28 protein-coding genes and 1 tRNA gene are annotated in these 23,602 nt (G+C 60.5%); 6 read left to right on the top strand and 23 right to left on the bottom strand.

The annotated features are described in order from the left end of the window. Positions 1 to 2: 2 nt before the first annotated feature. The 3 genes from coaE to C8C98_RS12305 all read left to right on the top strand — a co-directional run bounded on the left by coaE (position 3) and on the right by C8C98_RS12305 (position 1,728). The gene (gene coaE, locus C8C98_RS12315; RefSeq protein WP_121454520.1) at positions 3 to 617 is read left to right on the top strand and encodes a dephospho-CoA kinase; all 615 of its coding nucleotides are present in this window, start codon (positions 3 to 5) and stop codon (positions 615 to 617) included. Positions 618 to 706: 89 nt separating this feature from the next. Then, complete coding sequence (gene zapD, locus C8C98_RS12310; RefSeq protein ID WP_121454519.1) at positions 707 to 1,462, top strand: cell division protein ZapD; 756 nt, start codon at positions 707 to 709, stop codon at positions 1,460 to 1,462. 32 nt (positions 1,463 to 1,494) lie between these two features. Beyond that, on the top strand, positions 1,495 to 1,728 hold the full coding sequence (locus tag C8C98_RS12305) for a DNA gyrase inhibitor YacG (protein WP_121456223.1): 234 nt from the start codon (positions 1,495 to 1,497) through the stop codon (positions 1,726 to 1,728). Between the two features lie 66 nt (positions 1,729 to 1,794). On the opposite strand, the gene C8C98_RS12300 is transcribed toward C8C98_RS12305, so the two are convergent. The 5 genes from C8C98_RS12300 to C8C98_RS12280 form a co-directional block, all read right to left on the bottom strand. Continuing rightward, on the bottom strand, positions 1,795 to 2,202 hold the full coding sequence (locus C8C98_RS12300; protein ID WP_121454518.1) for an NUDIX domain-containing protein: 408 nt from the start codon (positions 2,200 to 2,202) through the stop codon (positions 1,795 to 1,797). An 81-nt stretch (positions 2,203 to 2,283) separates the two neighbouring features. Continuing rightward, positions 2,284 to 3,150, bottom strand: a complete 867-nt coding sequence (locus C8C98_RS12295; protein ID WP_121454517.1) for an ATP-binding protein — start codon at positions 3,148 to 3,150, stop codon at positions 2,284 to 2,286. A 66-nt stretch (positions 3,151 to 3,216) separates the two neighbouring features. After that, positions 3,217 to 4,446: a bifunctional glutamate N-acetyltransferase/amino-acid acetyltransferase ArgJ gene (gene argJ / locus C8C98_RS12290; protein WP_121454516.1), complete on the bottom strand. Its 1,230-nt coding sequence runs from the start codon at positions 4,444 to 4,446 to the stop codon at positions 3,217 to 3,219. Between the two features lie 98 nt (positions 4,447 to 4,544). Beyond that, complete coding sequence (secA, locus tag C8C98_RS12285) at positions 4,545 to 7,304, bottom strand: preprotein translocase subunit SecA (RefSeq protein WP_121454515.1); 2,760 nt, start codon at positions 7,302 to 7,304, stop codon at positions 4,545 to 4,547. Between the two features lie 130 nt (positions 7,305 to 7,434). After that, positions 7,435 to 8,418 carry a M23 family metallopeptidase gene (locus C8C98_RS12280; RefSeq protein ID WP_233574532.1) on the bottom strand — a complete coding sequence of 328 codons (984 nt, stop codon included), beginning with the start codon at positions 8,416 to 8,418 and terminating at the stop codon, positions 7,435 to 7,437. 31 nt (positions 8,419 to 8,449) lie between these two features. On the opposite strand from C8C98_RS12280, the gene C8C98_RS12275 reads away from it, so the two are divergent. Then, a complete protein-coding gene (locus C8C98_RS12275; RefSeq protein ID WP_099658045.1) occupies positions 8,450 to 8,758 on the top strand; it encodes a hypothetical protein in 309 nt (102 codons plus the stop codon). 40 nt (positions 8,759 to 8,798) lie between these two features. On the opposite strand, the gene C8C98_RS12270 is transcribed toward C8C98_RS12275, so the two are convergent. From C8C98_RS12270 to petA, 6 genes are all read right to left on the bottom strand, one after another. Further along, a tRNA-Thr gene (locus C8C98_RS12270) sits at positions 8,799 to 8,874 on the bottom strand. A 46-nt stretch (positions 8,875 to 8,920) separates the two neighbouring features. After that, the gene (locus tag C8C98_RS12265) at positions 8,921 to 9,445 is read right to left on the bottom strand and encodes a ClpXP protease specificity-enhancing factor (protein ID WP_121454513.1); all 525 of its coding nucleotides are present in this window, start codon (positions 9,443 to 9,445) and stop codon (positions 8,921 to 8,923) included. Positions 9,446 to 9,490: 45 nt separating this feature from the next. After that, positions 9,491 to 10,102 (bottom strand): glutathione S-transferase N-terminal domain-containing protein, encoded by a 612-nt coding sequence (locus tag C8C98_RS12260; protein WP_044400199.1) that lies wholly within the window; start codon positions 10,100 to 10,102, stop codon positions 9,491 to 9,493. 104 nt (positions 10,103 to 10,206) lie between these two features. Then, positions 10,207 to 10,965 (bottom strand): cytochrome c1, encoded by a 759-nt coding sequence (locus C8C98_RS12255; protein ID WP_121454512.1) that lies wholly within the window; start codon positions 10,963 to 10,965, stop codon positions 10,207 to 10,209. 18 nt (positions 10,966 to 10,983) lie between these two features. Beyond that, complete coding sequence (locus tag C8C98_RS12250) at positions 10,984 to 12,396, bottom strand: cytochrome bc complex cytochrome b subunit (RefSeq protein ID WP_121454511.1); 1,413 nt, start codon at positions 12,394 to 12,396, stop codon at positions 10,984 to 10,986. An 11-nt stretch (positions 12,397 to 12,407) separates the two neighbouring features. Continuing rightward, positions 12,408 to 13,004 carry a ubiquinol-cytochrome c reductase iron-sulfur subunit gene (gene petA / locus C8C98_RS12245; protein WP_099658041.1) on the bottom strand — a complete coding sequence of 199 codons (597 nt, stop codon included), beginning with the start codon at positions 13,002 to 13,004 and terminating at the stop codon, positions 12,408 to 12,410. Positions 13,005 to 13,207: 203 nt separating this feature from the next. Here petA and mscL point away from each other — a divergent pair, with 203 nt between their 5' ends. Further along, positions 13,208 to 13,642 carry a large conductance mechanosensitive channel protein MscL gene (gene mscL, locus C8C98_RS12240; RefSeq protein ID WP_121454510.1) on the top strand — a complete coding sequence of 145 codons (435 nt, stop codon included), beginning with the start codon at positions 13,208 to 13,210 and terminating at the stop codon, positions 13,640 to 13,642. A 107-nt stretch (positions 13,643 to 13,749) separates the two neighbouring features. Here mscL and pdxA read toward each other — a convergent pair whose 3' ends face one another. Beyond that, complete coding sequence (gene pdxA, locus C8C98_RS12235) at positions 13,750 to 14,775, bottom strand: 4-hydroxythreonine-4-phosphate dehydrogenase PdxA (RefSeq protein ID WP_121454509.1); 1,026 nt, start codon at positions 14,773 to 14,775, stop codon at positions 13,750 to 13,752. Between the two features lie 185 nt (positions 14,776 to 14,960). After that, on the bottom strand, positions 14,961 to 15,725 hold the full coding sequence (locus C8C98_RS12230; RefSeq protein ID WP_121454508.1) for a Nif3-like dinuclear metal center hexameric protein: 765 nt from the start codon (positions 15,723 to 15,725) through the stop codon (positions 14,961 to 14,963). 150 nt (positions 15,726 to 15,875) lie between these two features. Here C8C98_RS12230 and C8C98_RS12225 point away from each other — a divergent pair, with 150 nt between their 5' ends. Beyond that, positions 15,876 to 17,024: a Do family serine endopeptidase gene (locus C8C98_RS12225; RefSeq protein WP_121454507.1), complete on the top strand. Its 1,149-nt coding sequence runs from the start codon at positions 15,876 to 15,878 to the stop codon at positions 17,022 to 17,024. Positions 17,025 to 17,223: 199 nt separating this feature from the next. On the opposite strand, the gene tatC is transcribed toward C8C98_RS12225, so the two are convergent. From tatC to galE, 10 genes are all read right to left on the bottom strand, one after another. Then, positions 17,224 to 18,030, bottom strand: coding sequence for a twin-arginine translocase subunit TatC (gene tatC, locus C8C98_RS12220; RefSeq protein ID WP_121454506.1), 807 nt, complete (start codon positions 18,028 to 18,030; stop codon positions 17,224 to 17,226). A gap of 53 nt (positions 18,031 to 18,083) precedes the next feature. Continuing rightward, on the bottom strand, positions 18,084 to 18,545 hold the full coding sequence (gene tatB, locus C8C98_RS12215; protein WP_099658035.1) for a Sec-independent protein translocase protein TatB: 462 nt from the start codon (positions 18,543 to 18,545) through the stop codon (positions 18,084 to 18,086). A 23-nt stretch (positions 18,546 to 18,568) separates the two neighbouring features. Further along, positions 18,569 to 18,814 (bottom strand): Sec-independent protein translocase subunit TatA, encoded by a 246-nt coding sequence (gene tatA, locus C8C98_RS12210; protein ID WP_121454505.1) that lies wholly within the window; start codon positions 18,812 to 18,814, stop codon positions 18,569 to 18,571. Between the two features lie 77 nt (positions 18,815 to 18,891). Beyond that, positions 18,892 to 19,248 (bottom strand): histidine triad nucleotide-binding protein, encoded by a 357-nt coding sequence (locus C8C98_RS12205; protein WP_121454504.1) that lies wholly within the window; start codon positions 19,246 to 19,248, stop codon positions 18,892 to 18,894. Between the two features lie 69 nt (positions 19,249 to 19,317). After that, complete coding sequence (locus C8C98_RS12200) at positions 19,318 to 20,361, bottom strand: patatin-like phospholipase family protein (protein ID WP_121454503.1); 1,044 nt, start codon at positions 20,359 to 20,361, stop codon at positions 19,318 to 19,320. After that, positions 20,354 to 20,743 carry a hypothetical protein gene (locus tag C8C98_RS12195; RefSeq protein WP_121454502.1) on the bottom strand — a complete coding sequence of 130 codons (390 nt, stop codon included), beginning with the start codon at positions 20,741 to 20,743 and terminating at the stop codon, positions 20,354 to 20,356. Before C8C98_RS12195 ends, C8C98_RS12200 begins: the two co-directional genes overlap by 8 nt. 4 nt (positions 20,744 to 20,747) lie before the next feature. After that, positions 20,748 to 21,143 carry a phosphoribosyl-ATP diphosphatase gene (locus C8C98_RS12190; RefSeq protein WP_121454501.1) on the bottom strand — a complete coding sequence of 132 codons (396 nt, stop codon included), beginning with the start codon at positions 21,141 to 21,143 and terminating at the stop codon, positions 20,748 to 20,750. A 4-nt stretch (positions 21,144 to 21,147) separates the two neighbouring features. Then, positions 21,148 to 21,537, bottom strand: a complete 390-nt coding sequence (gene hisI / locus C8C98_RS12185) for a phosphoribosyl-AMP cyclohydrolase (protein ID WP_121454500.1) — start codon at positions 21,535 to 21,537, stop codon at positions 21,148 to 21,150. A gap of 123 nt (positions 21,538 to 21,660) precedes the next feature. Next, entirely contained in the window at positions 21,661 to 22,461 is an 801-nt protein-coding gene (gene hisF, locus C8C98_RS12180; RefSeq protein ID WP_121454499.1) for an imidazole glycerol phosphate synthase subunit HisF, read from the bottom strand. A gap of 123 nt (positions 22,462 to 22,584) precedes the next feature. Then, on the bottom strand, positions 22,585 to 23,598 hold the full coding sequence (galE, locus tag C8C98_RS12175; protein ID WP_121454498.1) for a UDP-glucose 4-epimerase GalE: 1,014 nt from the start codon (positions 23,596 to 23,598) through the stop codon (positions 22,585 to 22,587). Between the last annotated feature and the right edge of the window lie 4 nt (positions 23,599 to 23,602).

The following is a 23,602-nucleotide window of genomic DNA, read 5'->3' as shown; positions in this document are numbered from 1 at the left end:
AGATGGGGCGATCCACTCGCCATATCGGACTGACGGGTGGCATTGGCAGCGGCAAGACCACGTTCGGTCTGCTGCTCCAAATCCGTGGCGCGGCCATCATTGACTCTGATCAGATCGCCAAACAAGTCACAGGCCCCCGTGGCGATGCGATGGATGCCATAGCCCAGACCTTTGGGCGGGAGTATGTGGACGATACGGGCGCTCTGGACCGAGCACGCATGCGCCAACTGGCCTACAGCACCCCCCAGGCCAAGTCTGCACTGGAAGCCATCGTTCACCCTCTTGTCAGCCTGCACAGCAGCCAGCAAGCGCAAGCCGCAGAGGCCTCAGGAGCCCGAATCATCGTGTTCGATGTCCCGCTTCTGGTGGAGTCTGGCCGATGGGCGCAAAGACTGGATTCAATTATCGTAGTGGATTGCCCAGAACACCTGCAGATACAGCGTGTAATGGCGCGAAATGGGCTGGAGCGCGCCACGGTAGAGTCGATCTTGGCAGCCCAGGCCCCTCGGCGCATTCGGCGGGCTTCGGCCGATATCGTGATCGACAATGGCGATAATTGCTCGCTTGCCGACTTGCAACAGTTGGCCACAGAAACAGCTGCACTGTTCGGGCTATGATGCGCCTCAATCCCTAGAAGCACTGGCCAGCCCGTTCTTCCCCGACATCAGCGCCAGGCCCATTTCACTGCGCCCAGGAACCTGCCAGCGTGATCCTCTACGAATACCCTTTCAACGAACGACTCAGAACCTACCTCCGACTGGAGCAGTTGTTCCGTCGGCTGGGGGAGCTGATCCCCAGAGCACACCCGCTGGATCACCATTTTGCGCTGGTCACCGTCTTTGAAATCATGGACGTGGCGGCCAGAGCCGACCTCAAATCGGATGTTCTCAAGGACATTGAAAAGCACAAGCACCAGCTCGACGGTTACCGGGGCAACCCCTCCATCTCGGAAGCAGCCCTGGATGCAGTGATCGCACAGCTGGACCGCTGCTTCACCGCACTCAACACGCAGTCGGGCAAGGCAGGGCATGCGCTGACAGAAAACGACTGGCTGATGAGCATTCGCAGCCGCGTAGGCATCCCTGGTGGCACCTGCGGATTTGACCTACCGGCGTACTACGCCTGGCAGCACAAAGATGCAGCTGTGCGCCAAGAGGCGCTGCAAAACTGGTCCTCCACCCTGGCGCCGCTGGCCGAATCCATCTACGTGTTGCTCAAGCTGCTGCGCGACTCTGGCGTACCGCAAAAAGTGGCCGCAGAACGTGGGCAATTTCAGCAAAACCTGCCAGCGGGCCGCACCTTCCAGCTGCTTCGGCTTCGCATCGATCCGGCTTTGGAGCTGATCCCTGAAATCAGCGGGAACCGCTTGATCGTGTCAGTGAGGCTGATGAAGCAAGGTGCCGACGAGCGCCTGCATGCGTGCACTGACGATGCGGCGTTCGAATTGACGCTGTGCGCGTGAGCGCCAAGCCACCCCTATTGGATACGCACGACATGGCTGCCGACACCCCGCCAAAAACCGCTCCTCAGCCCTCTGCCACACGCACCGTGGTGTGCCCGACCTGCGGCGGCGACAGCCTCTACAGCCCCGCCAATCGGTACCGCCCTTTCTGTGGCGAGCGCTGCAAACAGATTGACCTGGGCGCTTGGGCCAGTGAAGACTTCCGCATGCCCACCGAAGCCCCACCGCTGGATGCGCAATACGGCGATCCTCGGGTAGAGCACTGAATTTCATACAAAATAGCCTCTAGCGCCTATCAATAAAGCGCAAGAAGCTATCAATTCAGGAGCGAATTAACCGAGTTGCTCCTGCTCCAGCCAGTCCAGCACCGGGTACGCACCCGGCAGTACGGGGTCCACGGTCAGTGGAAATTGCTGCCAAGCCATGGCCTGGCCCTCGCGCATCTCAAAGGCTCCCGTCCATTCGTGCACCTTGCACCAGTGCAGGCGCACCAAAGCGTGAGGATAGTCGTGCTCGGTCACCTTCCAGACCTGGGCCGGGCCGATGGTGATGCCCAACTCCTCTTCCAGCTCACGGCGCAGGGCCTGTTCCACGGTCTCGCCGGCCTCCAGCTTGCCTCCCGGAAACTCCCAGTACCCCGCATAAGGCTTGCCCGGTGGGCGGGTCGATAGCAGCATGGCGCCATCGCTGCGCAGCAAAATGCCGACCGCTACTTCAGTGTGTTTGCGCGTTTCACTCATCGTGGATCACTTTGACATTCCTTGGAAACAGGGCACCGCACTAGCCAGCAGGCGCAGCAAAGCGGCCCAGAAGAATGCGCCTCATGCCCGCCCCGCGTAGTCGCGCGCAAACTGGTACGCCACACGCCCGCTGCGCGAGCCACGCTCCAGCGCCCACACCAGCGCCTCGGGGCGCGCTGCAGCAATGGCCGCGGCAGACACGCCCAGCGATGCCAACCACTGGGCCACGATGGTCAGGTACTCTTCCTGGCTGAACGGGTAGAAGCTGACCCACAGGCCAAAGCGCTCCGACAGCGAAATCTTCTCTTCCACCACCTCACCGGGGTGCACCTCACCGTCTTCAGTGTGGGTGTAGGTCAAGTTTTCTGCCATGTACTCGGGCAACAGGTGGCGGCGGTTGCTGGTGGCATAGATCAGCACATTGGGCGTGGCCGCAGCCACCGAGCCATCCAGAATCGATTTGAGCGCCTTGTAGCCCGGCTCGCCCTCTTCAAAGCTCAGGTCGTCGCAGAACACGATGAATTTCTCGGGCCGCTCCGAGACCACATCCACGATGTCCGGCAAATCCACGAGATCGGCTTTATCCACCTCGATCAGACGCAGCCCCTGGCTGGCAAAGGCATTCAGGCAGGCCTTGATGAGCGAGGACTTGCCTGTGCCACGGGCCCCGGTCAGCAAGACGTTGTTCGCCGTTTTGCCCTGTACAAACTGCAGCGTATTGCGCTCGATCTTTTCTTTTTGCCCATCGATTTCCTTCAGGTCCGCCAGCTGCATGGCACCCACATGCCGCACAGGCTCCAGCGTGCCATGCCCACTGCTGCGCTTGCGGTAACGCCAGGCAATGGCCTGCGACCAGTCTGGCGCAGACAGCGGCTGCGGCAGCACCGATTCGATGCGGCCGATGAGCTGCTCGGCCCGCTCCATCAACCGTTCAAACTTTTCATTCATATGGGCACCTAGCGCTTGATAAATAAGCGCAGACAGCTATCAAATTAATAGCAAATCAGTATCAAATCAAGAACGGTAGTCGGCGTTGATTGTCACGTAGTCATGGCTGAAGTCGCAGGTCCACACGGTGTCTGATGCCTCGCCCCGGCCCAGAACCACCCGCACCGTGATCTCGCTTTGCTTCATCACGCGCTGGCCATCTTCTTCGCGGTAAGCGGGGTTGCGCCCACCGCTCACGGCCACGTGCACATCGTCCAGGTACAGGTCGATGCGGGTCTGGTCCAGATCCGCAATGCCCGCGTAGCCCACAGCCGCCAAAATGCGGCCCAGGTTGGGGTCGCTCGCGTAAAAAGCGGTTTTGACCAGCGGCGAATGGGCAATGGCATAGGCCACCTGGCGGCATTCCTCGCCGGTATTGCCGCCTTCTACGCGCACGGTGATGAACTTGGTAGCCCCCTCGCCGTCGCGCACGATGGCCTGGGCCAGCTTTTGGGCCACGCCCAGCATGGCGGCCAACAGGGTTTGCCCGTCCGCACTGTCCAGTGAGGTGATCGGTGCGTGGGCGGCCTTGTTGGTGGCCACCACCACAAAGGAATCGTTGGTCGAGGTATCTCCGTCGATAGTCACCCGGTTGAACGAGCGGTCTGCCAGATGGCGGGCCAGTTGCTGCACCACCGACGCATCCACGCACGCATCGGTGGCCAAAAAGCCCAGCATGGTCGCCATGTTGGGGCGGATCATTCCCGCACCTTTGCTGATGCCGGTGATCGACACAGTGGCACCACCCACCGAAGCCTGCGCACTGAAGGCCTTGGGCAAGGTGTCGGTCGTCATGATGCCTTCTGCGGCGCGGGCCCAGTGGCCTGTCTGCGCATCGGCCAGCGCGGCAGGCAGCCCTGCCTCAATGCGATCGGTGGGCAGCGACTCCATGATCACGCCGGTGGAGAAAGGCAGCACTTGCTCGGGGGCCACGTTCAACAAGCCAGCCAACGCCTTGCAGGTAGAGCGAGCGCGGGCCAAGCCATCTGCCCCCGTACCGGCATTGGCGTTGCCCGTGTTGATGACCATGGCGCGGACGCCTTTGCCAGTAGCCAAATGCTCACGACTGACCTGCACGGGCGCCGCACAAAAACGGTTTTGCGTGAAGACCCCTGCCACGCTGGCCCCCTCGTCCAGCAAAAACACCGTCAGGTCCTTGCGGTTGGCCTTGCGGACGCCCGCTTCAGTCACGCCAATACGAACGCCTGCAATCGGATGCAGGTCAGCGGCCACTGGGGCCAGAAGGTTCACGGGCATAGAGTGCTCTTTCAGAAAAACTGCGCAAGATTATGCGCAAAGACATGGCATCCAAATGAAAACACGGGCCGCAGCCCGTGTTTCCGTACTCTCAGCGATCAGGCCAGCTTACCGTGGCACTGCTTGTATTTCTTGCCGCTACCGCAGGGGCATGGGTCGTTACGGCCCACACGCAGGCCTTCAAAAGCCCCTTCATCACCACCCAGCGCTTGCCCTTCAGGGACGGTCTGGGCTTCCCCAGTTTCTGTGGGGGCGGTATAGGTCACATTGGAGATGTGCTCGGCACGGGCTTCCAGCTGCTGAGCGGCTTCGTCGAGCTGCGCGGGCGACTGCACCTGCACCGTCATCAAAATCTTGGTGACTTCGTTCTTGACGCTGTCGATCAACTGGCGGAACAGCTCGAAGGCTTCGCGCTTGTACTCTTGCTTGGGTTGCTTTTGGGCATAGCCACGCAAATGGATGCCCTGGCGCAGGTAGTCCAAAGAGCTCAAGTGGTCACGCCAGTTGGAGTCAAAGCTCTGCAGCAATACCGCACGCTCAAACTGGGTGAAGTTCTCACGCCCCACCAGCTCCACCTTGGCATCGAAGGCGGCATGGGCCAGCTTGACCACGCGCTCCAGGATTTCTTCGTCGGTGATGGACTCTGATTGGGCAACCATGTCTTGCAACGAGACGGCGATTTGCCACTCTTCATTGAGCGCTTTCTCCAGTGCTGGCAGGTCCCACTGCTCTTCGACCGACTCAACAGGCACATACAAGCGCACCAAGTCGGTCATGGAGTCTTCGCGCATGGCGGCGAGCACATCCGCCAGGTCCGATGCGTCCAGAATGTCGTTGCGCTGCTGGTAGATCACCTTGCGCTGGTCGTTGGCCACATCGTCGTATTCCAGCAGTTGCTTGCGGATATCGAAGTTGCGGGCTTCCACTTTGCGCTGGGCCGACTCAATGCTGCGGGTCACGATGCCTGCCTCGATGGCCTCACCGTCGGGCATCTTCAGGCGATCCATGATGGACTTGACGCGGTCACCCGCGAAGATGCGCATCAGCGAATCGTCCAGGCTCAGGTAAAAGCGCGACGAGCCAGGGTCACCTTGGCGGCCAGAGCGGCCACGCAGTTGGTTGTCGATGCGGCGCGATTCATGGCGCTCGGTGGCGATGATGCGCAAGCCGCCCAATGCCTTGATTTTTTCGTGGTCTACCTTCCAGTCGGCGCGCACTTTCTCAATCTGCGCATGGCGGGCGGCTTCGTCCAAAGACTCGTCCGCCTCAATCGCAGAGATGAGCTTTTCAATGTTGCCGCCCAGCACGATGTCGGTACCACGGCCCGCCATGTTGGTAGCGATGGTGATCATGCCCTCACGCCCGGCCTGGGCCACGATGTCGGCCTCACGGGCATGCTGCTTGGCGTTGAGCACCTGGTGGGGCAAGCCCTCTTTGTTCAAGAGCTGGTCAATGATTTCCGAATTCTCGATCGATGTGGTGCCCACCAGCACAGGCTGGCCTCGCTCGTGGCACTCGCGAATGTCCTTGATGGCCGCTTCGTACTTTTCGCGGGTGGTCTTGTACACACGGTCGAGCTGGTCATCGCGCAGGCTCTGGCGGTTGGGTGGGATCACCACGGTTTCCAGGCCGTAGATTTCCTGAAACTCATAGGCTTCGGTATCGGCAGTGCCGGTCATGCCCGAGAGCTTGTTGTACAAGCGGAAGTAGTTCTGGAAGGTGATCGACGCCAGGGTCTGGTTTTCAGCCTGGATGTTGACGCCTTCCTTGGCCTCCACGGCCTGGTGCAGGCCATCGCTCCAGCGGCGGCCCGACATCAAACGGCCAGTGAACTCGTCCACGATGACGATTTCACCGTTTTGCACCACATAGTGCTGGTCACGGTGATAGAGATGATTGGCACGCAGCGCTGCATACAGGTGGTGCATCAGCGTGATGTTGGCAGGGTCGTACACCGAGGCGCCTTCGGCAATCAGCCCCTGGCTGGCCAAAATGCGTTCGGCCGACTCGTGGCCCTGCTCCGTCAAGAACACCTGGTGGGTTTTCTCATCCAGCGTGAAGTCACCGGGCTTGGTCACACCCTCGCCCGTGCGAGGATCGGCTTCACCCTCTTGGCGCACCAGCAGCGGTACCACCTTGTTCATCGCGATATACATCGCCGTGTGGTCTTCGGCTTGCCCACTGATGATGAGCGGCGTGCGCGCTTCGTCGATCAAGATGGAGTCCACCTCGTCCACGATGGCGTAGTTCAAGCCCTGCTGCACACGGTCATGGGCTTCATACACCATGTTGTCGCGCAGGTAGTCAAAACCGTACTCGTTGTTGGTGCCGTAGGTGATGTCTGCACGGTACGCGGCCTGCTTTTCCTCGCGCGGCATGTTGGGCAGGTTGATGCCCACGGTCAGGCCCAGGAAGTTGTAGAGGCGACCCATCCACTGGGCATCGCGATTGGCCAGGTAGTCGTTCACGGTGACCACATGAACCCCCTTGCCTGACAAGGCATTGAGGTACACCGGCAGCGTAGCGGTCAGGGTCTTGCCCTCGCCCGTGCGCATTTCGGAGATCTTGCCGTGGTGCAGGGCCATCCCACCCAGCATCTGCACGTCAAAGTGGCGCATCTTCATCACGCGCTTGGAGCCTTCGCGCACGACGGCAAAGGCCTCAGGCAAGAGGGCATCCAGCGATTCGCCTTGGGCTACCCGGTCCTTGAACTCCTGGGTCTTGGCGCGCAATGCGTCGTCAGACAGCTTCTCATACTCAGGCTCCATCTCGTTGATGCGAGCGACCACTTTGCGGTATTGCTTGAGAAGCCGGTCATTGCGGCTGCCGAATATTTTGGTGAGGAAGTTGGTGGCCATGCGAACAGGACCGTTCAACACACCAACGCGGTGCCGTTGAACGACCGAAATCCCTAATAAGAATTGAGTTCAGTTGGGTCCGTCGCTCAAGAATGCAAGCACTCCGAGGCCGAACACAGGACTGGCGATTTTACCTGCCCGCAGGTGTAGGGTTTTGCTGCGCTACTACAGCCCCCTTGGATGCAGCAGCCAGCGCGAGATCCGCCTTGCCCGTTCCTGCATTCAGGAATTTTTGCGGATCCTGAAAGACGCCCTGCACCAGCACTTCAAAATGCAGATGCGGCCCCGTTGATCGGCCAGTGGTTCCGACCTCCGCAATTTTCTGCCCCCGCTTGACCAGATCACCCTGCTTGACCAGCGTGCGAGAGGCGTGCGCATAGCGCGTCACCAACTGGTTCCCATGGTCCACCTCGATCATGTTGCCGTAGGCAGGATGAAATTCTTGGGCAATGACCACCCCTCCCGCTGCAGCCAAAATGGGGGTACCGGTATCGGCCTGAAAGTCCAGCCCTGTATGCAACGCCGATTGGCCCGTAAAGGGGTCCAGCCGCCAGCCAAACGCAGAGCCCGCCGCACGCCCACTGACCGGGGCGTGGGTGGGTACCATTTTTTTGCGGATGTGCTGGTCAAAGAGCCTTGACTCCATCACCGTCATCCAATCGACCCGCTGGTTGGTCAGTTTTTCCAGATCATCCAGCGTGGCCTGCAACTCTTCCATCGACAGGTTGCGGGCACCCACCAGGGCACCGCCACGGCCATCATTTTTGGGGATGTCAGAGGGAGACATACCCGAAAGCCCCATGACACGGTCCCCAAGAGATTCCAGCTGCACCATGCGCGCCTGCATATCCCCCACGCGACGGGCCATCGCATCCAGATTGGCCCGCATGAACTTGTCACGCTCTTCAAACTCGTCTTTGACCACCAGCTTGACCAATGAGCCAAACACAGGCCACCCCTCGCGCGCGCCTTTCAAAAAGACCCAGTGGTACAACAGCGCAGCCACCAGCATCAGCCCCAGCGAAAGCAGCAACCCAGCCAACACAAGGCGCACACCCGACAGATGAATAGACCGGGTACGGGCCGAACGAGCGTCCGTGATAATCAAATGCACAAAGTTATCTCCATGCCATAGAGGCCCACCCATGAACCGCCGCCATCACGCCGTTACGTTGCAGCAAGCCAGCGCCGAGTCCCCCACGCTAGCCATGCTGACCGCGCTCACCAGAGACTCCAGCGACCGGCTGAAGGCCATAGAACCATTGATTCCCCCAGGACTGCGAGGCACGCTACAGGCTGGCCCGATTGACGGAACAAGCTGGTGCCTTCTTGTCAGCAGCAACTCGGCTGCGGCCAAGCTGCGCCAAATCCTGCCTGCATTGCAGGCTCATTTGCGGGTCCGGGGGTGGGAGGTTAACTCCATTCGCCTGAAAGTTCAAACTGGCGTGCGTTGAACTGGCGAATGAAAGGATGCTGAGGCATCCACAAGAAAAATGGTGCCGGTTGTCGGAATCGAACTGACGACCTACCGCTTACAAGGCGGGTGCTCTACCAACTGAGCTAAACCGGCGAAGCCCGCATTCTATATCGAAAAACAGGCCTAAAAACAAAAACCGCTATTTCACGCGTTTTAGCGAAGGGCGACCGCCTGCAGGACCGGGCGTTGGGCGAGGGGCATCCCCCGCACCGGATTCGGCATCGGCCGCGGGCACCAGTTGAACAACACGCTCATCTGCCGCCGCCGCGGGCGCCTCCTCCAACACCAGTGTGCTCGACGCTGGCGCGAGTGACACAGGCGAAGAAGGCGCAACCAAACCATCTACCGGCGCTGGAAATGCCATGCCTTGCCCATTTTCACGCGCGTAAATGGCAATGACGCGCCCAACCGGCACAAGGATGTCACGCGGCTTGCCACCAAAGCGGGCCTTGAACTCAATGAAATCATTGCCCAGCTGCAAGGCGCTGGTCGCGTCGTAGCTGATGTTCAGCACGATCTCACCCTCGTGCACAAACTCCCGCGGCACCTGCACCGACTCGTCCACGCGCACCGCCACGTAAGGGGTCAACCCATTGTCGGTACACCACTCGTACAAGGCACGAATCAGGTAAGGGCGCGTAGAAGTCGATTCCTGAGCATTCATGGGCAATGAAACGGTTCGGTCGGTGAAAAGAAGGGACTGCCGCGCTTACTTGCGCATGACCTTTTCAGAAGGTGTCAGCGCTTCAATGTAGGCAGGGCGAGAGAAGATACGCTCCGCATACTTGAGCAACGGGGCAGCATTTTTGCTCAGCTCAATGCCGTAGTAATCCAGGCGCCAGAGCAAAGGCGCAATAGCGACATCCAGCATCGAGAAGTTATCGCCCAGCATGTACTTGTTCTTGAGGAACACAGGCGCCAGTTGGGTCAGTCGGTCACGGATATGAGCACGCGCCTTTTCCAACGCCTTTTCGTTGCCCTTGGTGGCACGCGATTCCAGCGTGTTCACATGCACGAACAGCTCTTTTTCAAAGTTCAGCAAGAACAGGCGGACACGGGCGCGATCGACCGGGTCACCAGGCATCAGTTGCGGATGCGGAAAGCGCTCATCGATGTACTCATTGATGATGTTCGACTCATACAGAATCAGGTCGCGCTCCACCAAAATAGGCACTTGCCCATAGGGGTTCATCACGCTGATGTCTTCTGGCTTGTTGTACAGGTCTACATCGCGGATTTCGAAATCCATGCCTTTTTCAAACAAGACAAAGCGGCAACGGTGGGAAAAAGGGCAAGTGGTTCCCGAGTAAAGCACCATCATGGTGGGAGGCTCCTAAAAATCAAAAGAGTGGGACGCACCAAAGCGCCCACTCTGTAAAAAATTCCGGCGAACCCGCACGCGGGTGTCGCCGGAAGATCAGCGAATTATTTGACGTCTTTCCAGAAAGACGCGTTCAGCCGCCATGCAATGATGGTGAAGAGGCCCAGGAAAATCAGAACCCAGACCCCGACACGGATGCGCGTATTTTGCGCAGGCTCGGCCATCCACTGCATGTAGTTCACCAGATCACCCACCGCCTCGTCGTACTGAACCGGAGTCAGCTTGCCCGGAGTCACTTGCTCCCAACCCTTGAAAACATGGGTCTTTTTGCCGTGACTCTCTTGCTCTTCAAACACGGGACGACGCTCGCCCTGCAACTCCCACAAGGCATGGGGCATGCCAACATTGGGAAACACCAGGTTGTTCCAGCCGGTCAGCTTGGCGTCGTCTCGGTAATAGGTACGCAAGTAGGTGTAGAGGTAATCTGCACCAGACCCCGCCGAGCTGGCACGCGAACGCGCAATCACGGTGAGGTCAGGAGGATTGGCGCCAAACCAAGCCTTGGCTTGTTTTGGATCAATCGCGGACTTCATTGTCTCACCCACCTTGTCGGTGGTGAACAACAGATTGTCCTTCACCTGCTGATCTGAAAGGCCAATGTCCTTCAGACGATTGAAGCGCATGTACGCCGCAGAGTGGCAATTCAGGCAGTAATTGACGAACAGCTTGGCACCATTTTGCAGAGATGCCAGGTCGTTGGTCTTGGCTGGCGCCTTGTCCAGCGCAACCCCGCCACCGGAAGCCATGGCAGAGCCTGCCACCAGACCCAGCGCTGCCACCATCGTGAGAATGAGTTTCTTCATTGTTATTTGCTCCTGCTCTCAGTGCGCAACGTAGGTAACGCGATCGGGCACGGGCTTGGTCTTGCCAATGCGACTCCACCAGGGCATCAACATGAAGAAGCCGAAGTAGAACAGCGTGCCCACTTGAGAAACCCGCTCACCCACAGGAGACGGAGGCTGTACGCCCAAGTAACCCAGGATCAGGAAGTTGATCACAAAGACACCGTAGAAATACTTGTGCCAATCGGGACGGTAGCGAATGGACTTCACTGGGCTGTAATCCAGCCATGGCAAGAAGAACAGAATGATCACAGCACCGCCCATGACCACCACACCCCAGAACTTGGCATCAATGGCCAACATGAGCAGGATGACCACCGCACCAGCACCTGCAATCGCGGCCTTGAAGATGCCAGGCAATTGAGCCTTCACTGCACCAAAAAGCGCACCCAGGGCCACGCAGGCGATCAGGGCGTACATCATCTCGCTGGTGATGGCACGCAGCATCGAGTAGAACGGCGTGAAGTACCAGACTGGTGCAATGTGCAGCGGCGTTACCAAAGGGTCGGCCGGGATGAAGTTGTTGTACTCCAGGAAGTAGCCACCGAACTCAGGGGCGAAGAAGATCACCGCCGAGAACACCAGCAAGAAGACCGCAACACCAAAGATATCGTGAACGGTGTAGTAAGGGTGGAACGGCACGCCGTCCAGGGGCTTGCCCTTGGCATCGCGGGGCGCATTGGGGCCCTTGATTTCGACGCCGTCGGGGTTGTTGGAGCCCACATCGTGCAGCGCCAACAAGTGCGCCACCACCAAGCCCAGCAGCACCAAAGGCACCGCAATCACGTGGAAGCTGAAGAAGCGGTTCAGGGTCGCATCGCCCACCACAAAATCACCACGGATGAGCAAGGCCAGATCGGGGCCAATGAACGGAATGGCAGCAAACAGGTTCACGATCACCTGAGCGCCCCAGTACGACATCTGGCCCCAAGGCAGCAGGTAGCCCATGAAGGCCTCGGCCATCAGGCACAGGAAGATGGCGCAGCCAAAGATCCAGACCAATTCACGTGGCTTGCGGTACGAGCCGTAGAGCAGGCCACGGAACATGTGCAGATACACCACGACAAAGAAGGCCGAAGCGCCAGTGGAGTGCATGTAGCGAATCAGCCAGCCCCAAGGCACGTCGCGCATGATGTATTCCACCGATGCGAAAGCCAGATTGGCATCAGGCTTGTAGTGCATCACCAGGAAGATACCAGTGACGATCTGGATGACCAGCACCAGCAATGCCAGCGAACCAAAGATGTACCAGAAGTTGAAGTTCTTCGGAGCGTAGTACTCCGACATGTGCACGCGGTACGCATCAAACGCCGTGGGAAACCGGTTCTCAAACCAGTTCGTCACCTTGGCCGTGGCCGATGCGTTAGGGGAAATTTCCTTGAATTCAGCCATGTTGTGCTACCTCAAGCCTTCTTGTCTTCACCGATCAGCAGGCGCGAATCGGACAGGAACATGTGTGGCGGAATTTCCAGGTTGTCAGGCGCTGGCTTGTTCTTGAACACGCGGCCGGCCACGTCAAACGTCGAGCCGTGGCAAGCACACAGAAAGCCGCCATTCCAGTCGTCTGGCAGCGAAGGCTGTGGGCCGGTTTGAAACTTGTCACCCGGCGAGCAACCCAGGTGGGTGCAGATGCCGACCCCGACGAAGATCTCGGGCTTGATGGAGCGGTGTTGGTTTTTGGCGTACTCGGGGGTGGGGTACGTCTTGCGGTCTGACTTGGGATCGGCCACCTGAGGCTCGGTCTTGGCCAACGAGGCGACCTGTTCAGGGGTGCGCTTGAGAATCCACACGGGCTTGCCGCGCCACTCTACGGTCAACTTTTCACCCGGCTGCAGGGCTGAAATGTCCACCTCTACAGCTGCGCCAGCTGCTTTGGCTCTTTCCGAAGGCTGAAAACTGCTGACGAAGGGCACGGCTACAGCCACTCCGCCCGCAGCACCAGCGCATCCGGACGCAATCAGCCACGTCCGCTTACTGGTGTCGACTGGTGTGTCACTCATGGGGATCCTCGGTATACATCGCTATGTTGGGGTCAGCGGCGGATTGTAGCGGAGTGAAAACTCGTAACAACAGGCTAACCTCTTGAAATCAGCCTTGACAACCCCATGCGCTGGGTAATACTGCGCCCCTGCCACCTAGATAATGCGGGGTTCAATCCGCCTCTGGGTACGTTCGTCAACCAATTTATAAAAATGGAAGAAACATGACCATCATCAAAGAGTTCAAAGAATTCGCAATCAAGGGTAATGTGGTCGATCTCGCCGTGGGCGTGATCATTGGGGGAGCCTTCGGGAAAATCGTGGATTCGGTGGTGGCCGATCTCATCATGCCGTTGGTGGGGCTGGTATTTGGCAAACTGGATTTTTCCAATTTGTTCCTCGTACTGGGTAATGTGCCCGCCGGCACGGCACTGACACTGGACGCGCTTCGCAAAGCGGGCGTTCCTGTGTTTGCTTATGGAAATTTTCTGACCGTGGCGGTGAATTTCATTATTCTGGCCTTCATCATTTTCATGATGATCAAACAAATCAACCGACTCAAGCGCGAAGCCCCCGCAGCAGCACCTGCAGCCCCAGCCCCCGAGCCAGAGGACATCGTGCTGCTGCGCGAAATTCGCGACAGCCTCAAGCAGCGCTGAGCCAGCCAAGGCTCGCGTTTTTTGCGCCTCAGACTCTGCCGCCAACGCCCTGCCCAGCAGGGCGTTTTACGTTGCGCCAAGCACCCGGGCCGGGGCTGTCCTTGCAGTCAAGCCAACTGCCGCGCCATGCGAACCGCCTCGATGAGGCTGGACGCATCGGCCACGCCCTGGCCCGCAATGTCGAAGGCTGTGCCGTGGTCCGGGCTAGTGCGCACCAGCGGCAAGCCCAAGGTCACGTTCACGCCCTTGTCCACGCCCAGGTACTTGACGGGAATCAAGCCCTGGTCGTGGTACATCGCCACCACCACATCAAACGCACCCGGATGCCCTGGCGCGTTACGGGCGCGCATGAACACCGTGTCTGGCGGCAGGGGGCCCTGCACATCCAAACCCTGAGCCTGCAGCCAGGCCACCGCCGGGGCAATGGTGTCGCACTCCTCTCGGCCAAACAAACCGCCCTCCCCCGCATGCGGATTGAGACCCGCCACCGCGATCCGAGGGCTGCGCCCCAAGGTGCGCTGCAGCGCGTGGTGCGCGATCTGCACGGTCTGCACCACGTTGTCATAAGTCACCGCAGCAATCGCGTCACGCAATGAGACATGGATGCTGACCAGCACCGTGCGCAGTTCGTCACTGGCCAACATCATGCGCACCGGCATGTCCGCCAGGGCCACGCCCCGGTGGGCTGCGGCTTCGGCCTGCAGCAGTTCGGTGTGGCCGGGGTACGCCAGGCCTGCAGCCGACAAGGCCTCTTTGTGCAGCGGCGCGGTGACCAACCCAGCCACATCCCCACGCAGTGCCGCGCGGGCCGCCCATTCCACACAATCGGCCGCAGCGCGCCCCGCCTCGGCACTGATGCGCCCCCAAGGTACCGCGCTGGCCAACCCTGACAGTGGCAAGACAGGCACGCAACGCGTCGGTGCATCCCAGGCATCGTGAATGCCGTCCAACACCGCTACAGGCACGCTGGGGATGCCGGGGCGTGCAATGCACGCAGCAGCCCGGCGCAAGGTGGCGACGTCGCCCACCACAAAACAGCCCCGCAGCAGGTCAGGCGCGTCACGAAAGGCCTTGGCCACGATCTCAGGGCCGATGCCTGCCGGGTCTCCTTGGGTGATGGCGATGGGCTTCATGCAGATCCTTATCAAAATCAAGCTCCAGCGCCTATCCAATAAGCGCTAGCAGCTATTATTTATATAGCAAACATTTGGAGCGGCTCACACAACCCAGCGAAGCGGCCCTGGCTAGGCGTTCCGTCGCAGGCAGTATGACAAGACGGGACAACGACGCGACGCCAGGGGGGTAGTGTTAGCCGCTCTCAAGCGGGGTTGTCAATCTCGATGAACTGGTGCGCGAGGCCCAGGCTTCGCGCCACTTCAGCGGCCAGGGCTGGGGCGCCATAGCGCTCGGTGGCATGGTGGCCTGCGGCCACAAACGCCACCCCGGTCTCGCGGGCCAAGTGCGCCTGCGGCTCTGAAATTTCACCCGTCACAAAAACGTCTGCCCCCGCAGCAATGGCCGCCTCGAAGTAGCTCTGCGCACCGCCCGTGCACCACGCCACCTTGGCGACGGGACGCTGCGCCCCCATGGCACCACCGGGCGCCACCAGCGTGACGGAGCGCCCCAACGCCTGCGCCACATGGTCGGCCACAGCCTGGGCACTGGGGTAACTGGCGCTGGCCAGACAGCCCAGCGCTTGCTCACCAAATTGCGATTCGCTCGTCCACCCCAGCAACCGCCCCAGCTGGGCGTTGTTGCCCCACAGGGGGTGTGCGTCGAGCGGCAGGTGGTAGGCAAACAGATTGATATCGTGCGCCAGCAGCCGCTGCAGGCGCTGCTTCATCCAACCGGTCACCCGCCCATCCTGCCCCCGCCAGAACAGGCCATGGTGCACAAAAATGGCGTCAGCACGGGCTTCAATGGCGGCGTCGATCAGCGCCAGGCTGGCCGTCACGCCGCTGACCACATGCGAGATCTCGGCCCGCCCTTCGACCTGCAGGCCGTTGGGGCCGTAGTCCTTGAAGCGCTCGGGTTGCAGCAGGCCGTCAAACGCCTGCAAGAGTTGTTGCCTGGATATGCTCATGCCCCGTATTGTCGCGCGGCGCTGGCCCCAGCTGCAGGGGCACCCAGGCTTGGCGGACTGGGTTGACAGACAATGGCGACTGCGCAGGGACGGCATCGTCCCCCTGGCACTTTTTCTGCCCGCGCATTTTTGCCACTCACCTCCAAGACCATGAAACGCATCTGGCTGCTGTTTTCTCAGGCCGTGACAGTTTTTGCTGCGGCCTACTTTGTTGTTGCCACCCTCCAACCCGACTGGATACGCCAAGGCGCCAAGCGATCTGGCGCGGGCATTGCGCTGCTGGAGGCCCCCTCAGCCTCCGCTGGCCAGCCCGCCCCAGGCAGCTTCAGCGGTGCTGCACGCAAGGCCTCACCGGCCGTGGTGAGCATCAACACCAGCAAGGCCGTGCGCCACCCCCGCAGCAACGACCCCTGGTTCCAGTTTTTCTTTGGCGATCAGGGCCAGCAACAGGCGCAAACAGGCCTGGGCAGCGGCGTCATCATCAGCCCCGAGGGCTACATCCTGACCAACAACCATGTGGTCGAGGGCGCCGATGAAATTGAAGTGACCCTCACAGACAGCCGCCGCTCGCGCGCCAGCGTGATCGGCACCGACCCCGACACCGACCTCGCGATCCTGAAGATCGAACTCGACAAGCTGCCCGTGATCACCCTGGGCAACTCAGATGGGCTGGCCGTGGGCGACCAGGTGCTGGCCATTGGCAACCCCTTTGGCGTGGGGCAAACCGTGACCAGCGGCATCGTCAGCGCCTTGGGCCGCAGCCAGTTGGGCATCAACACCTTTGAGAATTTCATCCAGACCGATGCCGCCATCAATCCCGGCAACTCGGGCGGCGCGCTGGTGGACGTGAACGGCAACCTGCTGGGCATCAACACCGCCATCTATTCCCGCTCCGGTGGCAGCATGGGCATCGGGTTTGCCATTCCCGTGTCCACTGCGCGGCTGGTGCTGGACGGCATCGTGAAAGACGGACAAGTGACCCGAGGCTGGATTGGCGTGGAGCCCAACGAACTCTCGCCCGAGCTGGCCGAGACCTTTGGCGTGAAAGCCACCGAGGGCGTGATCATCACCGGCGTGCTGCAAGACGGCCCGGCCGCGCAAGCTGGCATGCGCCCTGGCGATGTGATCGTGAAAGTGGACGACAAGCCCGTGGGCAATGTCTCTGAACTGCTGACGGCGGTGGCTGCACTCAAGCCAGGCACCGCCTCCACCTTCCAGGTGCAGCGCACCGACCGAAAGCTGGAGCTGAGCATCAACCCCGGGGTGCGCCCCCGTCCACAGCGCAACGTGCGGCGCTAAGCCCGGCACAGTAGCGATGGCTATCGCTATCGCTATCGCTATCGCTATCGCTATCAAATAAATAGCTGCTAGCGCTTACAGATAAAGCGCCAGCAGCTATTTTTATATCTGAATCACTTCAAGAAAAATGCCAAGGGGGCAAGTGCCGCCCCCCTGGTCACCCCACGCTGCAAAGTGGGGCGTGGGTTTCGTACGCTGCTCAGGAGGACGAAGAAGAGGATGCCGCCTGATCGTCCGCGCTCTCAGGCGCCTTGGTGTGCTTGAGAAACACCTGGGCGGCCCAGATGCCGACCTCGTAAAGAATGCACATGGGCACCGCCAGTGCCAGCTGCGACACCACATCGGGTGGTGTAACCACCGCCGCAACGACGAACGCCCCCACGACGAAGTAACCGCGAAAGCTCTTGAGCTTTTCCACACTCACCACACCCATGCGGGCCAGTACCACCACGGCAATGGGCACCTCAAACGCCAGGCCAAAAGCCAGAAACATCGACAGCACAAAGCTCAGATAAGCCTCAATGTCTGGTGCGGCCGTGATGCTTTTGGGCGCAAAGCTCTGGATGAATGCAAACACCTGCCCAAACACGAAGAAGTAGCAAAACGCGACGCCGATGAAGAACAGGAGCGTGCTGGAGACCACCAGTGGCAGCACCAGCTTCTTCTCGTGCGAATACAGGCCCGGCGCCACAAACGCCCACACCTGCCACAGCACAAAAGGCAAGGCGAGCAGGAAAGCCGCCATCAGCAAAATCTTGAGCGGCACCATGAAGGGGGAGATCACCGAAGTGGCAATCAGCGTAGCCCCCTTGGGCAAATGCGCCACCAAAGGCGCCGCCAGGAAGTCATACAGCGGCCCGGGGCCCGGGAAGAAGAACAGGAAAGCCGCGGCCACGGCAATCGCAATCATGGCTTTGACCAAGCGATCGCGCAGCTCCATGAGGTGCTGCACAAAGGGCTGTTCTGTGCCAGCAAGCTCGTCATCTTGGGATGGGGTGTTTGACATATTGGGTTTTCTGGGGCGTCAAAGCAGCCCGAAACGCGCGCAGCTGCGCAGCGTCAATGGATCTTTTTGGGACGGTAGCGCGCCACGCGTGCGGCACCCGACAAGGCTTTGGTGCGCACACCACTGCGGGCTTTGTACCACTGCGGTGTGGCTCCTTTTTTGACGCGCCAGTTCTTTCCCGGGTGCTTGTAGGCCGGCACCACAGCAGAAGCCGTGTCATACCCCTCGCCCGCCAGGCTGGTGGCTTGCGCCCAGTCCTTCTCGAACTCGCTGGCGCTGGTCTGGATGGATTGCTGCACGTCGCGCGCAGCGCCCTCCACCGTGTCCTTCATCTTGCGCAGCTCATCAAGCTCCATAGAGCGATTGACCTCCGACTTCACATCGGCCACATAGCGCTGCGCCTTGCCCAGCAAAGTGCCCACAGTGCGGGCGACACGGGGCAGCTTTTCGGGGCCGATGACGATCAACGCCACCGCGCCGATCAGCGCCATTTTGGACAGGCCAATATCGATCATGGAGTCAGCGTTCGCTCAGGCGATCAGCTCTTTTGCTTGGCTTCTACGTCGATGGTGGTCTTGTCGGCGGCCTGGCTGTTGGCCACCTGGCCTGGAGCAGGCGCTGCAGACGCAGCGGAACTATCGCTCGAACCGTCCTTCATGCCGTCCTTGAAGCCCTTGACGGCACCGCCCAGATCGGAGCCCATGTTCTTGAGTTTCTTGGTGCCGAAGACCATGACGACGATCAGCAGCACGATCAACCAGTGCCAGATGGAAAAGGAACCCATGGAATTTCTCCTAACGAATTGCAATCATTTTAGACGCGCGATGTTGCCCTAGCGTGAAGGGGTCGCGCCAAAACACTTCAGCCTTTGAGCCAAGGGCGCGGACCACCCATCACATGGATGTGCAGATGGTGGATTTCCTGCCCCCCTTCAAGCCCCGTGTTGGTGACGATGCGAAAACCGCCTTCTGGATAAGGGTTGCAGCCCTGCTCCAAGGCCAACTGGGGGGCCAGCGCCATCATGCGCCCCAGCAGGCCTGCGTGCTCGGCGGTAACCTGCGCCATCGAAGGGATATGCGCCTTGGGCACCATCAGAAAGTGCACCGGCGCCCAGGGGTGGATGTCATGAAAGGCGAAGATTTCTTCGTCTTCATAGACCTTGCGAGAGGGAATCTGGCCTGCAATGATTTTGCAAAAAAGGCAATTGGGATCGTGCATGGTGGGCGGTGAAAAAAGGGGGGCAGTGCCTGCGCAAGGCGCTGCTTCGCGGCGGGATGTGCAGCGCCGTCAGGCATTGTCTGCGATCTGAATGGTCGGGCGCAGGCCCACGGACTGGCGATGTTCAGCCAGCCACTGCTGCCCCTGCTCGCGCCCCAGAGCAAACAGCTTGCGCACAAAGGGCAGGTCCGCGCGGGTTTTGCTATCAGCCCCGAAGGGTGCCAGCACAGCGCCACCGTCAATCCGGTGCATGCGCACGCTCTTGTAGCGGCGGGCGTCCAACTTGCCCTCGGCCAGCAGGCGGCGCACAAACTCGATGGCGCGCAGCTCGGCCAGCAGGCTGGCATTGAAAGTGACTTCGTTCATGCGCTCCATGATTTCAGGCGCCGTATCGGGAAGCCCACGGTGCTCAATGGGGTTGATCTGCACCAGCAGGATGTCCGAAGTCTCGGTCTGGTAGATCAACGGATGCAATGCCGGGTTGCCCGAGTAGCCACCGTCCCAATAGTGCTCGCCATCGATCTCCACCGCCTTGAAAAGCAAGGGCAGACAGGCCGAAGCCATGACCGCATCGGCACTGAGCCGGGGGCCAGAGAAGATCTCGCCGCGCCCGGTACGCACATTGGTGGCGCACACAAACACCTTGGGGCTGTGCTGGGCTGCAGCACCCCGTGCTTTGCACAACAGGTCAAAGTCCACCTCGCGCTCCAGCAGCCGCCGCAGGGGATTGATGTCCAATGGATTGGTTTGGTATGGCGACAGCCATTGCGTCATCATGCCCAGCAAGGGGTTGGCCGCTGCCAGGGGCGCGCCCCACATCAGGCTGCCCAGGGTGCCTACGCCCTCCCAAAGGCGCATCAAAGTCTCGCGCGCCAGGGTGCAACCGGCGGCATGCGCCTCTACAGGGTCCTTGTGCTGGTGGGCTGCCTGCGCAAACCCATGGGCCACGGCCACGGCATTCATGGCACCGGCGCTGGTGCCGCTGATCCCATCGAGTACCCAATGGCCATCTTCGAGCAGTGCGTCCAGCACACCCCAAGTCAATGCGCCGTGCGAGCCGCCACCTTGCAAGGCAAGGTTCAGCCGCACCAAGGGTTTGGCGCCCTCAGGCATCCAGGGCCTGGCTCTTGTTCATGGCCACCATGCCGCGCACAATGCGGTACAGAAACCACAGCGAAATCAACCCCCAGGCAATCCAGCCAGGGAAAATGAACAATGCCCACAAGGGGGCCGTCAGCAGATACAACACCCCCGCCCAGATCACCGTGCGAATGCGCCACGAAAAATGACTGGCTTGCCATGTGCCCTCGGCATCGCTCTTCTTGACCAGATCGATCACCAACGCCACCAACAGCAGCACAGCGCCAGGCTGCGCCCCTGGCATCACCGCCCCCACCGCCACAATCAGGTGCAACAGGTAGCTGACCCAGCCAATGGCTTTGAGATCTTCGGCCTTCTGGTCATGGGGCTGTACGTCGGTGTAGTCATCGGCCATGGGGTCAACCTTTCTCGTCAGCAGCCCTTGCCGCCACTTTGCGCAGGGCTTTTTCCTCGATGCCGCTGGTGCCTTCACGGCGGACCAGCTCGGTGATTACATCGGCCGGGGCCAGGCCGTAGTGGGCCAGTGCGATCATGGAGTGAAACCAGAGGTCGGCCACTTCGTAAACGATCTTGGACTTGTCAGCGCCATGGTCCACGTCCTTAGCGGCCATCACCACTTCGGTGGCTTCTTCGCCAATTTTCTTGAGGAACGCATCCGGCCCCTTGTGCAGCAGACGCGAGACGTAGCTCTTTTCCGGGTCGCCACCGTGGGCGGGCTTGCGGCTTTCGATCACGGCGGCCAGGCGCGCCAGGGCGTCTTGCGAAGACAAGGCTGGGGATTCGTTGGAACTCATGGGCTTATTTGTAGATGGATTCGGGATCTTTCAAGACCGGATCGACCGGTTTCCAGGCCCCATCCTTGAGCACGCTGAAGAAGCAGCTGTGGCGGCCTGTGTGGCAGGCAATGCCAGGTTCGTGCCCCTGCTGGGTGACTTTGAGCAGCACCACGTCGTTGTCGCAGTCGAGACGAATCTCATGCACCGTTTGCACGTGGCCAGACTCTTCACCCTTGAACCACAGCTTTTTGCGCGAGCGGCTGAAGTACACGGCCCGGCCCAGCTCAGCGGTTTTGTCCAAAGCCTCGCGGTTCATCCAGGCAAACATCAGCACGTCGCCCGTGCCCTGCTCTTGCGCAATCACGGGCACCAGGCCCTGCGCGTCCCATTTCACTTCATTGAGCCAGTTCATGGGCGGATTGTCGGTGATTTGAATCGTGCCACTTGGCTGCAGACCAAAAATTTAAGCCATTTGAGCCGCTAGAGCTCATAAAACAAGCGCAAGAAGCTATAAATTTTATAGCAAAAATGTGTATTACAACCGAACAGGAATACCCCGCTCGGCCATGCGCTGCTTGGCCTGTCCTACGGTGTACTCGCCGTAATGAAAGATGCTAGCGGCCAGCACGGCATCGGCACCACCTTGCTGCACCCCTTCGGCCAGGTGGTCCAGATTGCCCACGCCGCCCGAAGCGATCACCGGCACGCTCACGGCGTCGCTGACGGCGCGGGTCAGGGCCAGGTCAAAACCCGACTTGGTGCCGTCGCGGTCCATGCTGGTCAGCAAGATTTCGCCGGCGCCCCGCTGGGCCATCTCTTTGGCCCAAGCCAAGGCATCGAGCCCAGTGTTCTTGCGGCCACCGTGGCTGTACACATCCCAACCTGGGCCCACGGGCTCCCCGTTGGCGCCCAAGCGCAAAGCATCTTCCTCAGACCGGCGCTTGGCATCGATGGCCACCACAATGCATTGCGCACCGTATTTGGCCGACACGGCGTTGATGACCTCAGGGTTGGCAATGGCCGCAGAGTTGAAGCTGGTCTTGTCCGCGCCCGCGTTGAGCAGGCGGCGAACGTCTTCCACCGTGCGCACCCCGCCACCCACCGTGAGCGGGATGAACACCTGGCTGGCCACTGCTTCGATGATGTGCAGGATCAAATCACGGCCATCGCTGGTGGCGGTGATGTCCAAAAAGGTCAGCTCATCCGCGCCCTGAGCGTTGTAGCGCGCCGCAATCTCCACCGGGTCGCCCGCATCGCGCAGTTCAACAAAATTGACGCCTTTGACCACACGGCCTCCGGTCACGTCAAGGCAGGGAATGATGCGTTTTGCAAGCATGGCGCGGGAAGATTAGAAAGGGAATCAAAAAAGAAATGGGCTGCCAGGGGGGCCATTGGGCGAAGGCACCGCCCCCCTGCGCAGCCGCGCAAGATACCACGGCGCACAGCCTGTGCAGACGCTTCAGCGCTGCAAACTCGCGGCCACGCCACTTTGCCAGCGCCACGCGTCTTCGCACATCTGATCCAACCCCAGTTGTGCAGACCAGCCCAACAGCTGCTGGGCCAAGGCCGGATCGGCCCAGCACTGGGCCACATCGCCAGGGCGGCGGTCCACGATGCGATAGGGTACGGGGCGGCCACTGGCACGCTCAAATGCACGCACCATGTCCAACACCGACACGGGCCGCCCCGTGCCCAGGTTCACCGTCAGCAAGCCTGGATGTTCGCGCAAGTAGCGCAGCGCTGCCACATGCCCATCAGCCAAGTCACACACGTGGATGTAGTCACGCACCCCGGTGCCATCGGGCGTGGGGTAGTCGCCGCCATACACACTCAGCGCCTCGCGCAGGCCCACGGCCACCTGGGCCACATAGGGCAGCAGGTTGTTGGGAATGTCTTGCGGATCTTCTCCGATCAACCCGCTGGCATGGGCGCCCACCGGGTTGAAATACCGCAGGCGCGCAATGCGCCATTGCCCGGGCTCGGCGGCGTCCACATCGGCCAGCACCTGCTCCATCATCAGCTTGCTCCAGCCATAGGGGTTGGTGGCAGACAGAGGAAAGCCCTCGCGGATGGGCACAGAAGCCGGGTCGCCATACACCGTGGCCGACGAGGAGAACACCAGCGTGCGCACATTCGCAGCCCGCATGGCGCCGAGCAAGGCCACGGTGCCCGCCACATTGTTGTCGTAGTAGCGCAGCGGCTCGCGCACGGACTCGCCCACAGACTTGAGCGCCGCAAAATGGATGACCGCCTCCACGGCATGCTCGGCAAACACGCGCCGCAGCAGAGCCGCATCGCGGATGTCACCCTCGATGAAAGGCACAGGCGCCCCCGTGATGCGCTCCACGCGCTCCAGCACCGAGGGTCGGCTGTTGCAAAGGTTGTCCAACACCAAAAATGGAATGCCTGCATTCGCCAAAGCGACACAGGTGTGTGAGCCAATAAAGCCTGCTCCGCCGGTTACAAGAATCACGCTG

This window comes from Acidovorax sp. 106 (assembly GCF_003663825.1).
GTDB lineage: Bacteria > Pseudomonadota > Gammaproteobacteria > Burkholderiales > Burkholderiaceae_C > Acidovorax.
This window is presented reverse-complemented; position numbering and strand designations above follow the sequence as displayed.